The organism is Eubacterium sp. SB2 (genome assembly GCF_001244405.1).
In the GTDB taxonomy this organism is placed as follows: Bacteria; Bacillota; Clostridia; order Lachnospirales; family Lachnospiraceae; genus Faecalicatena; species Faecalicatena contortus_B.
In genome coordinates, this window is sequence record NZ_LN865152.1 from 842,486 (window position 1) to 854,842 (window position 12,357).

Genomic DNA, 12,357 nt, shown 5'->3' on the forward strand with positions numbered 1-12,357 from the left:
GAGGGGTCTGACCCTTTTGCAAAGGGGTCAGACCCCTCTGCGGATTTTTTCGAAATAGGCAAACATTCCTTCTGCTATGACCGGGTCTATCACCGGCAGTCCCGTTGCTTCTTCCAGCTCTTTTGCTACGCCTATTGTGCCAAGACCTGTGCACGCCAGCGCTATAACCTGAGCGCCCTGCTCTTTCAGTTCTATTCCTTTTTTGATGGTATTCTCCCGTCCTTCCGACGTCATCAGATCCAGCGTGCTGTCGACTCCGTCCGGCTTACCGAGTATCATCTTTCCGGCCAGCATCCTCTCATAAGCCTGCGGTGCATAGTCGGTGATGCCCAGCACGCCTACTTTATCTCCATATTTTAACGCCAGGGCCACCGTAGTCTCACCTCCGCCGGTAACCGGGATTCCCGGGAGCGCCTCTCTGATCTCTTCAACGCCCGGATCGTCTGCACAGCTGACGATAAACATATCCACGTCCGTAAATGTTTTCGCTGTCTCTACGATTTTGGGAATGGCCAGTTCACATAATTCGTCGCTATGTATTCCTTCATATTGATCGGGAATGCATTTTGTTTCCACTTCAATACCGGGGAAATTTTCCATGATTACTTTACCGTGTGCCTGCAGCACGTCCTGGTCTTCTGTCGTCAATACGCGTATTAATCCTACCTTAAACGTTCCCATGCTTCTTCCTCCTCAAAAAGCGGGCGTGCATCAGACCGGTTCTTTCCGCCTTCCGCGCGCCCGCCAGACTTATCTTTCCCGCAGCTTTTCTTAAAGCGTGTCTGTAAATACGCCCTCTTTTATCACCAGAACATCATCCAGATAAAGGGTGGGCTTTAATATAATCCCATCCATATGGCACTCTGCCTTATTTATTCCCCCGAATGAGGTGTTTGTTCCAAATGCGATATGAACCGTTCCGTATACCTTTTCGTCTTCCAGAATGATGCCATTCAATATGGCTGCCTCGTTGGTTCCGATCCCCAGTTCGCAGAGAGTTCCGTTGGTTTCATTTTTGAGCAGTACCTCCAGATTCTCACTTTTCTCCCCTGTAACAGACCGCAGTTTTCCGGCCGTGATTACCATATGAAGCGGGGCATCCAGCCTGCCAATGCCAACCATGGAACCGTCAATTATCATTTCTCCGTCAGAACCGTCCTCCAGCGGTGCAATATACGCCTCACCTGATGGTAGATTCCCGCATTTTCCAGGCGCTTTGTAGACGCCGGGGCTTGGTACTCCATTACGCCCTTTCAATGAAATTGTCAGTACCTTCCCGTCTTTTTCTATCCGGGCCGTGTCAGCACTGGTCAGCATTGCAGTGATCTTATCCGTCAGTTTTTCAACCTTCGCATAATCTGCAGTCATCGCGCCCTGGCTGAACATCTCCTTTGTGATACCAGGCATCGTGGCGATTCTCGTACCCGCTGCTGCCGCCTGAATCCGGGCGTTGGTGTGCGTCAGTGATTTCGCCGTCGGTGCAATTACGATATCGGCGCCTTTCATTGCTTCCGCTACTGCTTTGGGCGGCTCCTCCCCGCTTAGTTCCCTCTCCTTCATGACCAGCATCATGCCCTCGCATCCCAGATTCTTGGATGCCTCGTAAAGCGCTTCCCCGATTTCTCTCCGGCTGTCATCCGTCACGATTAAAACAGCCTCCCCGGCTTTTGCATCCAGACAAGATATCAGGACGCCCTCCGCTATTTTTACTAATTCACTCATCTTTTCCCCTTCTCCCTGTCATCTGATTTATTCTGCAGCATCGGTCAGTTCAGATACCACGCGTGCCAGGAGTGTCCTGGGCAGAACCACCATCTTTTTTGTCTTCCTGGCAAACATCTCTTTCATTTCCTGAGTATACCCGATACAGTCCAGAACTATGAGATCAGCATCCATATCTTTTACTTCATCGGCAGCCTTTTCCAAAGTCTCCCAATCGCCGTACGGCGAAGCCGCTACGGCTTTCACTTCTTTCACATAGTGTCTCCACTTTTCCTCCGTCTGCTCAATCTGGAGCGGAGACGGCGTCATACAGATGATACTGGATTTTTTGCTCATCAGAGGAACAAGCCTGTCCAGAACCTCGCACGGATAAATCACAGGTATACTCTTTGTTGTAAGAGTCTCCGGGAAACTGCCGGTGCAGAACATCATAATCAGGCGGCAGCCCTCTTCCTCCATCCTATTCATCGCCTCCTGAAGCCTCGGGAGAATATGGCGTTCTGCAAACGTCACGGAGCTCCCGTCTTTCAGCCGGGACACCAGTACATAGTCTCCCTCCCCGGGAGCAAACTCAGCAATATCTTCCTTTGTAAGGCCATCCAGTCCGCCAGCCTGTATCAGCTCAGTTTTTCCGCCAAATATATCCATGATATCGACAGTCACATCCACCCTGGGAGCCTGTCCTATCGTAACCGCACCTATCTTCATCCAGTGCACCTCCTGCGTTATATAATTACTTCGTATCTAAATTTTAAGAATATTCTGAAAACCGACTGCAAAGGGGTCAGACCCCTTTTTACTCTTCTCCCAGTGTCTGCAGATGTTTCATCGGACCATATAGCTTTTGGATCCGTGCATACTCTTCCTCGTCATAGAACTTACACTGTCCGCGGCCAAATGCCTTTGCCGCCTCCAGCATGAATCTCGCCGCTTCTTCTACGTCTGACGCATGGCTTGCCCCGGTTGCGCATCCCGGCACCATGGTCTCCGCGGTGATTGCCACTCCTACTACAGGAGCATTGGTTGCAGTACATGGCTGGAGTACGCTGTTCAGGTGGTGCAGGTCATTGCCGTAAGGCGTGATGTCCTGGGTTGCCAGCGGAAATACATATGGGAGCCTGCCGGTTGTGATCTGCATCAGATCCAGCAGATCCTCGGATGTGCGGAGGATATACCCTTCTTTTACGGTCGGTGAGATTGCAAATCCCCTAGTATTGATCACGCGGTTGCCTTTTGTTGTGTCTACTGACAGGATGGCATCCAGTTCATCGGATACTTCTTCTCTATTTACCTGGGACATCTCAACCGGTGAACCCATAAAGGGCACGGGATCGTGCGGCGCAGTCGGCGCGTTCGGACAGATATGTGTGGAAATAAATACATCCCCGTCCAGCACATCCCCTTTATTCTGCATATCCAGAAGTTTTGCCGCAAGGGCAACTGCTGCAAGGGCGCCGTCTCCATCCGATACAAAACCGATACGCTCCGGACGCGCTCCAATCCCGCCCAACCGGCCAAGAAGACCAATGGTCGGCGCACTGCCGCCCTTTATCTTGCCATTGCTTCCCGGGATTCTGACCTTCAGCATATCCGTAGTCCCCTTGGGTCCCTTCAGCTCATATACGGTGATGTCCGCATCAGGCTGTATTGTGCGCAGATACTCCTCAACCTTCTTCCCCGTCACATAAGCACTGTCCAGTACCTCGTACGCATCGATAATCTGTTTCATTAACATAAATTCGTCCTCCTTATAATATGAATTTTTACTTCTCTGCCGCTATGCTACTCCAGATATGATACCAGGTTTTTCCCAATCACTTTTTCCGTTTCCCGCAGAAGTTCCGGCTCAAACATCGTAGGCGCGAGCTTCAGATTCTCCCGGTTAGCCGCAATCACATAAACGTCCAGACCGGTTTCCATCATGGCCGTTGTCACCGGCTCGCCGCTTACGGCATTGATCGTCATAATAAGATCCGGGAAGGTCGCCAGACGTTCCCCGTCTTTCTCCGCCGTCGCGTATTCATTCCAGAAAGTCAGTTCACATCCATCCACCGAAGCATACCCCACGTCAAAGCCTCCCGTGGTTTCTATTGAAAATGCATCTACCTTTCCCTTTGCCAGAATCCTTCCGCCCAAAAATCCGCACACACTTTCCACAGCTGCCTCCACCGAATGCTCCAGGCCCTTCAAAAATGCTTTTCCTGTCTCAATCGCATGGCTGACGCCGCCCAGCGCACAGTTTTCCCTGGCATAGGACGCCTTCACCGGATTCCTCGCCACGGCCACCAGTCCGCCGGCCTCAATGGACGCCATACGCACCAGCCGGGACGTATGCTCAATCGTCCCTTCAAAATAACATTCCACGCGGCTGCCCGCCTCCGGATTGCCGCCCGCACATGCCTGTACGGTCCGATAGTCCGCCTGCTTGTGCAGATTCATACTTCCCATCACGCCAGTAGGATGGGCACGTCCATTGCAGGGGGCATCGATCACAGGGAGCCCCAGTACCGCGGCCTGAAGCCAGCCATTCACAGTCGCCTCTCCTCCCTGTTCATTTGTGATAATGCCGCCGATCGTAAAGTCACAATTCTTCTTTAAAATCTCCACCGTGCGGACCAGATCCTTTGCGGCCATATACTGCTCCGCAGCATTGGGCGCTCCCACAAGAGAAGCCGTCAGCAGTACAGCATCCTCATCCACAGCCTCAATGGGAAGCAGGCGCAGATCATCGTAATCCACCGCAATCTCTGCGAACTTCCTCCCCTTTTTCGCGTCTCCGCCGCCCCCGCCGCCTAAAATCGTCCCGCCGGCAAGCGCTGCGTCCAAAAGTTCTTTTGTCAAACGAATTCCTTTTTTATCCATTCCCGCTGCTCCTTCATAAGATATAAGCCAATGCATACATCTCCTACATTGGCTCTTTCTATCAGTATAGCACGTCAAACCGCTAAAGTCCTTATTCACCAGTACCGAATCTGCGCCGATCTTTTGTGCACAGCGCACAATCACATGTATTCTTTCACCCTGCAGGCAAACCCCAGTTCCTCCAGCTGCCCGGCATCACTCAGGTCACACCCCAGAACTTCTTCGATCTGGTTCAGACGGTAAGACATCGTATTCCGGTGAAGATACAGCCTTTCCGCAGCTGTTTTGCGGGAGCCGCGGCACGCAGAAAGCATCTCCAGCGTCTCCGCCAGATGACTCTCATGTTCCCGGTCATAGATCTCCAGGGCCGCCAGCTTTTCCTGCACGAATGCCCGCACTTCACGCTGTTGTGCCATATGCATCACAATCTGCTCATATCTCAGCTTTTCCACCCAGAGGACATTTCCGGACAGCCCCTTTTTTTCCCGGATACGGAAAACATCTTTTACATCCTTATAAACCGCCCCCAGTTCCAGATAATCGTAGAACTGCTGCGATATCCCGGCTGCCACACGGTACTTCAACATGCTGCAGATCTTTTCAACCATCGTCGAACAGAGGCTGTCCGCCTTTTCCTCCTCCACATCCTTCATAATACAGATGTACTGGTACTGGCGCACAATACCGGCCCCCCAGATCCCCGCCTGCTCCATAGCCCCTTTCATCATCTGGTAAATGCTCTCCATATCTTTTTCCTGAGCCGCCGCCATACGTGGATTCTGCTCTGCCTGAATCAAGATCATACGCAGCGGCGGGAACGGCCAGCTCAGAGAATTCACCCTCTGCTCCGCTTCCTCCGCCTGTGTGATCTTACCGGTCTGCAGATCCAGAAATAACTTCCCGTTCATCTCCATCTGGCTGTAAGTGCCAATCCGGTACCTGCTGGACATCTCGAGCTGATTTCTCGCCTCCACGATCGCCGTCATAACCGGATACACAACCTCAATAAACCCGACGTCATTATTCAGAAAAAAAAGCGGGATCTCACACTCATCAGCCAGAGCCAGCGCTTCTTTGGGAAATTCATCGAAAAACCGCGTCTTGATCGCCAGCGCCGACGCGTTCACCTCCCGCAGATCCCGGATCAGATTCAGCAGCGCCTTTTTGTCGTTGCGGATCGCATACCCCGTCGTAATCACCAGGAGATTCTCCCTGAGCCAGGGTTTAATATCCGGCTGTTCCATCATATCGTAAAACTCCACAATCCTGTCCAGCCCACCTCTGCCTGCGACAAGTGCAGCAAATCTGTCCTTCCATAATTCTTCTATATCACGCACTCTGATCTTCATCTTGACTCCTTTTATAAGCTCCCATACACCAGTCCGTTTCCCAGCCATAGGGCGTATTTAAAAATACGTTGCAGCAATACGCCGCCTCACTTCACATTCCAGTACATCGTATCATCATTAACTGCAGCATAAGCCGCCCTAAATTTCTGAGAGTACTTGTCTACAGTGCAGTGATTAAAAACAGCAGCGGCAGTGTTGCCATACAGAGCAGCGTGGTAACCACCACAGCCGCGGAAGCGTAATCTTCATTCAAATGATACTGCCTCGCAAGCATACTGGAAGACGTCATCGTCGGCGCGCCGGTGATCAGCATCAGCATAAGACTCTCCGTCTGCGGCAGAAAATGGGATGCAATGGCATACACGGCCGCCGGTACCGCCACAAGCTTGCATGCAGCCAGAAGCAGCACCGACTTATAGCGCAGGATACCGCCAAATTCCATAAACCCAATACTGCATCCCAGATATATCAGCCCCCAGCTGTAACTCGTCTCTCCCACAGCAGTCACGACATCCATAACCAGCGCCGGCACCGGGACAGCAAATGTGGTCAGCGCCATCCCTATCAATATAGAAATAAAAATAGGGGTGCTGACAACCCTCTTCCAGAGATTTTCCTGTTTCCCGCTGCGGCCAAGAAACAAAAGCAGGCCCAGTGTCCATACTACTGTCGTATCTACGACCGAACAGATCGGAATATACTTGTCCCCTCCCGTCTCCGCAAACAACGCCATAATCAGCGGAATCACCAAAAAACCAAAATTACCGCCCACCATACAGCCGCAGAAAACATTTCTGACGGATTCCGGCAGCTTAAAAATCCGGCTCACCAGAAATCCCGTTAAGGCCAGCAGTAAATATGCCCCCATCTGCCACAGCACGATCCGGCCATAGTGAAACAAAGTAAATACTGTAGTGTGATTCTCCCAGATCAATGAGATCACCAGCGCCGGCAGCACGATCTTAATTAAAAAACCCGAAATAGAAGTCAGCGCTTCCTTTTTCACAACCCCCAGCCTGGATGCCAGAAACCCGATCAGAACCAGGAGCAGAAAGCCGCCCATCTTGGGAAGGACTATCCAGAAATACTCCATAGCAGCACAACTCTCTTTCCTTTTAAATATGTAAAAACCCTCTTTAGAATTCACTTTACTACATTCCACAGCCCGCTTCAATGAAAAAAGCTTACTTTTCTTTTACTTTTTTTTCACATGTGGTATACTAAATGCTGGTAGCATGCCCCATAAGGCCTGCTAAATATTTATTTAAGGTATTTATTATTAAGGAGATTAATATGAGTGCTCAGAATCTTACATTGCTGACAGACCTGTACGAACTAACCATGATGCAGGGATATTTTGAAACTCAGGAGAATGAAACCGTTGTGTTCGATGTGTTCTTCCGGGACAATCCCAATAAAGGCGGATATTCCATTATGGCAGGACTCGAACAGGTTATAGACTATATCAAGAATCTGCATTTTTCTTACGAAGACGTGGATTACCTGAGAGGTCTCGGAATATTCACCGAGAACTTTCTGAATTATCTGAGCGGGTTCCATTTCAGCGGAAGTATTTACGCAATTCCGGAGGGTTCGGTTATTTTTCCAAAAGAACCACTGGTTAAAGTAATCGCGCCCATTATGGAGGCCCAGCTTGTTGAAACTGCCATATTAAATATAATCAACCATCAGAGCCTGATCGCAACAAAGACCTCCCGCGTCGTATTTGCAGCACAGGGCGACGGAATTATGGAATTTGGGCTGAGACGCGCCCAGGGCCCCGATGCGGGACTCTACGGTGCAAGAGCGGCCATGATCGGCGGCTGCGTGGGCACATCCAACGTACTGGCCGGCAAACTATTTGACGTGCCTATCATGGGTACCCACGCCCACAGCTGGATCATGAGCTTCAAAGACGAATACACAGCATTTAAAGAATACGCAAAGCTATACCCCAACGCATGCACGCTTCTGGTGGACACATACGATACGCTCAAATCCGGTGTTCCCAATGCCATCCGGGTATTCCGGGAGCTGCGCGAGGAGGGAATCCGCCCCAGATCCTACGGCATCCGCCTGGACAGCGGGGACCTTGCCTACTTATCCAAGGAGGCCCGCAAGATGCTGGATGCCGCCGGTTTCACCGATGCAGTAATCGCGGCATCCAATGACCTGGACGAGCTGCTGATCCACGACCTGAAGATGCAGGGTGCGGCCATCACCTCCTGGGGAGTGGGTACGAACCTGATCACCTCCAAGGACTGCCCTTCTTTCGGCGGAGTATATAAGCTTGCCGCAATTCAGAATGCAGAAGGCGAGTTCGTACCCAAGATCAAGATTTCAGAGAATACGGAGAAAATCACTAATCCAGGCAACAAAACAATCTTCCGTGTATATGATAAAGAGACGGGCAAAATCCGTGCCGATCTGATCTGTTTTGCCGATGAGACATACGACACATCGGAAGAACTTTTATTATTTGACCCCAATGCAACCTGGAAGAAAACAAGGCTTCCCGGAGGCAGCTACACCATGAGAGAGATCTTAAAGCCTGTATTCATCCACGGTGAGTGCGTATACAATTCACCATCGGTTATGGAGATCGCCCAGTACTGCCGTCAGGAAAAAGACACGCTCTGGGACGAGACAAAGCGGCTTTTCTATCCCCACCGCGTATATGTGGATTTATCCCAGAAGCTCTACGACACGAAATCACGCCTGCTGAACGACCTGAGCAGATAACGCAACGCTTTGCTCGCTAGTATAAACTCAATGAAGATAGGAGATTTAAGAAATGAAGATTATCGTATTAGCCGGAGGACTCAGCACAGAACGCGACGTATCCCTTTCCTCCAGTGCAGGCATCTGCAGAACCCTGCTTGAAAAGGGACACGATGCTTTTCTGCTGGATGTTTTCCTCGGTTTCCCCTACGATCCCGAACACCTGGAAGAGGTATTTACCCTTCCTGACCACGGCCTTGGGATCGTCAAAAACATCGATACCACCGAACCGGACATCGAGGCGGTCAAAGCCTCCCGCCCGGATCAGCCGGACTGTTTTCTCGGTCCCAACGTCATCGAACTGTGCCGCATGGCAGACATCACGTTCCTTGGGCTGCACGGCGGAGAGGGGGAGAACGGAAAGCTGCAGGCTACCTTTGACCTGCTTGGAATCAGATACACCGGTCCGGACTCTCTCGGCTGCGCTGTAGCAATGGACAAAGGATTTACCAAACAGGTCTTCCTGCAGACGGGCATTGACACGCCGGCCGGAGCCTGCATTCATAAAAAAGCGTCAGAAAAATCGCTCGATGCTCTTGGACTCACACTCCCCGTAGTTGTAAAACCGTGCTCCGGCGGATCCAGCATCGGGGTATACATCGTAAACACAGAGAGCGAGTACGAAGAGGCGCTCAGCAGTTCTTTCCGCTACGAAGACGAGGTGGTTGTCGAAAAATATATCAAAGGAAGGGAGTTTGCCTGCGGTATCATAGACGGCAAGGCTCTCCCGCCCATTGAAATCATTCCAAAGACCGGGTTCTTCGATTATGCCAACAAGTACCAGGATGGCGCCACAGAGGAAGTCTGCCCCGCCGATATTGACAAAGCTACTGCAAACCGGATGATGGAACTCACTGTTAAAGCCTACCGTGCCCTGAAGCTGAATGTATACAGCCGCGCAGACTTTCTTCTGGACAGCAGTGGAAATCTCTACTGCCTTGAGGTAAACACCCTGCCCGGCATGACAGCTGCCAGTCTTCTGCCAAAGGAGGCAGCAGCGGCAGGCATAGAGTACGGAGATTTGTGCGAACTGATTATCCAAAAATCCCTGGAAGCCAGATACCAGTAAAGGACGGTACGAACGATGAAAAATATGACATTGAAGGAAATTGCCGTTGCATGCGGCGGAATCTATTACGGAGACGAGGAAAGCTATTACAAACAGGTCACATCCGTTACCATTGACAGCCGCAGGATCCAAAAAGACTGTCTGTTCATTGCGCTTCGCGGCGCCCGTGTGGACGGCCATATGTTCATCCCCCAGTCCATTCAGGACGGAGCGCTGTGCGCCGTTTCAGAAAAAAGAATCGAGAGCGCATCCTACCCCTATATCATGGTAAATTCCTGCGCGCAGGCCCTGAAGGATATTGCAGAGCACTACCGCCGCTCCCTCCGCCTGAAAGTGGTGGGTATCTCCGGCAGTGTGGGCAAGACAAGTACAAAAGAGATGATTGCCTCCGTACTGGCACAAAAATACAGCGTCCTGAAAACCGAGGGCAATTTCAACAATGAGATCGGACTGCCTCTCACAATCTTTAACATCCGGGAAGAACATGAGACGGCCGTTCTGGAAATGGGCATCAGCGATTTTGGCGAGATGGAACGTCTTGCAAAAATCGCGCGCCCGGATGTCTGCGTCCTGACCAATATCGGCTGTGCCCACCTGGAGCAGCTGAAGTCCCGGGAAGGCATATTAAAAGCCAAAACGGAAATGTTTTTCTATATGAATCCGGAAGGGGATATTATACTCAATGGGGACGATGATATGCTGGCATCCGTTAAGCCTGCCAACCATATTGAGCCTGTTTTCTTTGGCCTGGACCCGGATTTGGCATACTATGCAGACGAGATAGAGAACCTGGGATTAAAGGGTACGGCTGCACGCTTCCACACGCCTGATTCCGAATTCCGCGCACATATTTCTATCCCCGGGGCGCATATGGTATATAATGCACTGGCCGGCATTGCCGTCGGACGGGTTATGGGCATGAATGATGAGGAAATCCGGCAGGGAATCGAATCCCTGGCGCCTTTGGCCGGGCGGAACCATCTGATTGAGACAGACAATCTAACAATCATCGATGACTGTTACAATGCCAACCCGGCCTCCATGAAGGCTTCCCTGGATGTCCTGAGTAAGGCTGGCGGACGCACCGTCGCGATCCTTGGCGATATGTTTGAGCTTGGCCCTAAAGAACATGAGATGCACCGTGAGACGGGAGCATTCGCCGCAGATGCCGGCATAGACGAGCTGATCTGCATTGGCTCCCTTGCAGAGGACATCGCCCGCGGAGCAATAGGAGTAAATCCGGAAATGCACGTGCATTATTATGAAACAAAGGCCGAATTTCTGGAAAATATAGATCCCCTGATAAACACAAACGATACAATTCTGGTAAAAGCCTCCCATGCAATGGAGTTTCCGGAGATTGTCGACGTATTAAAAAAGAGGTAAAGATGGAATATCAAATGCTCGTGCTGGATCTGGACGGCACATTGACTAATTCCAGAAAAGAAATTACGGACTCCACAAGAAACGCCCTGATCGAAATCCAAAGAGAGGGAAAAAAGGTGGTTCTGGCCAGTGGACGTCCCATATTCGGAGTCCTTCCGCTGGCAAAGAAACTGTATCTGGATCGGTTCGGCAGTTATATACTTTCCTTTAATGGGGCACGCATCACCCGATGCTCCGACGGAACTGATATTTACAACAAAACGCTCCCTCCGGAAATTATACCTGTTGTCTATGATATTGCGGCTTCATTTCCAGGTGTGGACCTTTTGTCGTATAACGACAGCCATATACTGTCCGGAATCGCAGTCAACAAGTACACAAAGCAGGAATCCTTTCTTAACAAAATGCCCGTGGCAGAGATCCCTGAATTTGTCGAACACCTGAATTTCCCGGTTAATAAGCTGTTGGCTGCCGGGGACCCTGACATCATGGAAAAGATGATGGAAGTTCTGAAAAAGCGTTTTCACACGTTCCTTAACATATACCGTTCCGAGCCCTTCTTTCTGGAGATTATGCCCAAGAAGATCGACAAGGCCTATTCCCTGCAGAAGCTGCTGAACAGCATCGGATTGACTGCAGACCAGATGATCTGCTGCGGGGACGGTTATAACGATGTATCCATGATTGAATATGCCGGTCTTGGCGTAGCCATGGAAAATGCCCAGAGTGTCGTAAAGGATACCGCCGACTTTATTACCCGCTCCAACGATGATGACGGGATCCTTCATGTAATAGAAAAATTTATGAAAGAAAAATGAGGCCGATCAAATGGAATTACAAACATTTTATGAAAATATTGGCGCCGATTATCAAGTCGTTTTACAGAGACTGCGCAGAGAATCTCTGATCGATAAATACCTGCATCTTCTTCTGAAAGATCCGGTTTTTGAAACTCTGCAGCATGCAGTGGAATCCAACGATCATGAAGAGATATTCCGAGCTGCTCATACCATCAAAGGAATGGCGCTTAACCTGGAACTGCCCCCTCTTACGGCCGCATCCTCTTCTTTGACAGAGTACCTGAGGACCTTGTCCCCCGGGGAGGCGGACAGCTCAGTGGTAAAAGAGAAATATGCGGATATCGTGAAGGAATATGAAACTGTCCGGGATCTGCTGGCCAGGTTCTGA

At 50.6% G+C, this 12,357-nt stretch carries 12 protein-coding genes; 5 read left to right on the forward strand and 7 right to left on the reverse strand.

Annotation, left to right across the window (positions count from 1 at the left end):
- Positions 1-27 precede the first annotated feature (27 nt).
- The 7 genes from BN1938_RS11245 to BN1938_RS11275 form a co-directional block, all read right to left on the reverse strand.
- On the reverse strand, positions 28-681 hold the full coding sequence (locus BN1938_RS11245) for an aspartate/glutamate racemase family protein (protein WP_050640666.1): 654 nt from the start codon (positions 679-681) through the stop codon (positions 28-30).
- A gap of 90 nt (positions 682-771) precedes the next feature.
- Positions 772-1,722 (reverse strand): aminopeptidase, encoded by a 951-nt coding sequence (locus BN1938_RS11250; RefSeq protein WP_050640667.1) that lies wholly within the window; start codon positions 1,720-1,722, stop codon positions 772-774.
- A 27-nt stretch (positions 1,723-1,749) separates the two neighbouring features.
- Complete coding sequence (locus tag BN1938_RS11255; RefSeq protein ID WP_050640668.1) at positions 1,750-2,430, reverse strand: AroM family protein; 681 nt, start codon at positions 2,428-2,430, stop codon at positions 1,750-1,752.
- An 88-nt stretch (positions 2,431-2,518) separates the two neighbouring features.
- A complete protein-coding gene (locus tag BN1938_RS11260; protein WP_050640669.1) occupies positions 2,519-3,457 on the reverse strand; it encodes a DUF1177 domain-containing protein in 939 nt (312 codons plus the stop codon).
- A gap of 47 nt (positions 3,458-3,504) precedes the next feature.
- Positions 3,505-4,584: a DUF917 domain-containing protein gene (locus BN1938_RS11265; protein ID WP_050640880.1), complete on the reverse strand. Its 1,080-nt coding sequence runs from the start codon at positions 4,582-4,584 to the stop codon at positions 3,505-3,507.
- A 140-nt stretch (positions 4,585-4,724) separates the two neighbouring features.
- Complete coding sequence (locus tag BN1938_RS11270; protein WP_187376304.1) at positions 4,725-5,933, reverse strand: PucR family transcriptional regulator; 1,209 nt, start codon at positions 5,931-5,933, stop codon at positions 4,725-4,727.
- A gap of 160 nt (positions 5,934-6,093) precedes the next feature.
- Complete coding sequence (locus BN1938_RS11275; protein ID WP_050640671.1) at positions 6,094-7,026, reverse strand: AEC family transporter; 933 nt, start codon at positions 7,024-7,026, stop codon at positions 6,094-6,096.
- A 200-nt stretch (positions 7,027-7,226) separates the two neighbouring features.
- On the opposite strand from BN1938_RS11275, the gene BN1938_RS11280 reads away from it, so the two are divergent.
- The 5 genes from BN1938_RS11280 to BN1938_RS11300 are packed head-to-tail and all read left to right on the forward strand — an operon-like array spanning position 7,227 to position 12,357.
- A complete protein-coding gene (locus tag BN1938_RS11280) occupies positions 7,227-8,675 on the forward strand; it encodes a nicotinate phosphoribosyltransferase (protein WP_050640672.1) in 1,449 nt (482 codons plus the stop codon).
- Between the two features lie 52 nt (positions 8,676-8,727).
- The gene (locus BN1938_RS11285; RefSeq protein WP_050640673.1) at positions 8,728-9,783 is read left to right on the forward strand and encodes a D-alanine--D-alanine ligase; all 1,056 of its coding nucleotides are present in this window, start codon (positions 8,728-8,730) and stop codon (positions 9,781-9,783) included.
- Positions 9,784-9,798: 15 nt separating this feature from the next.
- The gene (gene murF / locus BN1938_RS11290) at positions 9,799-11,169 is read left to right on the forward strand and encodes a UDP-N-acetylmuramoyl-tripeptide--D-alanyl-D-alanine ligase (RefSeq protein WP_050640674.1); all 1,371 of its coding nucleotides are present in this window, start codon (positions 9,799-9,801) and stop codon (positions 11,167-11,169) included.
- A gap of 2 nt (positions 11,170-11,171) precedes the next feature.
- Positions 11,172-11,987 carry a Cof-type HAD-IIB family hydrolase gene (locus BN1938_RS11295; RefSeq protein WP_050640675.1) on the forward strand — a complete coding sequence of 272 codons (816 nt, stop codon included), beginning with the start codon at positions 11,172-11,174 and terminating at the stop codon, positions 11,985-11,987.
- A 10-nt stretch (positions 11,988-11,997) separates the two neighbouring features.
- Positions 11,998-12,357, forward strand: coding sequence for an Hpt domain-containing protein (locus tag BN1938_RS11300; RefSeq protein WP_050640676.1), 360 nt, complete (start codon positions 11,998-12,000; stop codon positions 12,355-12,357).